At 63.8% G+C, this 511-nt stretch carries 2 protein-coding genes; one reads left to right on the top strand and one right to left on the bottom strand.

Going from position 1 to position 511, the window contains the following annotated elements; all coding sequences use genetic code 11:
- Positions 1 to 319, bottom strand: a 319-nt coding sequence (locus tag MHY30_RS15015) for a sugar nucleotidyltransferase (protein WP_239279209.1), incomplete at its 3' end; no start/stop codon positions are given.
- Positions 320 to 402: 83 nt separating this feature from the next.
- Here MHY30_RS15015 and MHY30_RS15010 point away from each other — a divergent pair.
- Positions 403 to 511, top strand: a 109-nt coding sequence (locus MHY30_RS15010; RefSeq protein WP_239279211.1) for an NAD-dependent epimerase/dehydratase family protein, incomplete at its 3' end; no start/stop codon positions are given.

The following is a 511-nucleotide window of genomic DNA, read 5'->3' as shown; positions in this document are numbered from 1 at the left end:
CGAGAACGAGGGCGACGGAGTCGGTGCCGATGTGCTCTTCGCCGAGGAGGAAGGCTTGGGCGAGCCCGTCGGGCGAGGGTTGGACCTTGTAGGTGAGGGAGATGCCGAAGCGGGATCCGTCACCGAGCAGGCGTTGGAACTGCTCGGAGTCCTGCGGGGTGGTGATGATGAGGATGTCCCGGATGCCGGCGAGGATCAGCGTCGACAGCGGGTAGTAGATCATCGGCTTGTCGTACACCGGAACGAGCTGCTTGGAGACGCCGAGCGTGATCGGGTGCAGTCGTGACCCGGTTCCGCCCGCAAGAATGATTCCGCGCATTGTCCGATTCTCACCTACCCACGCGCGGGCCGCCAATCGACCGCCACCGTGGGCGCCCAGGCGAGCCGCGTTAGTCTGGCGGCATGCGTCTGCTTGTGACCGGCGGTGCCGGGTTCATCGGTTCGAATTTCGTGCACCATGTGGTCGAGCACACTGATCACTCGGTGACGGTGTTGGACAAGTTGACGTATG

The sequence above is a fragment of the Microbacterium sp. ACRRU genome, assembly GCF_022346945.1.
Lineage (GTDB): Bacteria > Actinomycetota > Actinomycetes > Actinomycetales > Microbacteriaceae > Microbacterium > Microbacterium mcarthurae.
Note: the sequence above shows the minus strand (reverse complement) of the source record. Positions and strands in the feature narration are given on the sequence as shown.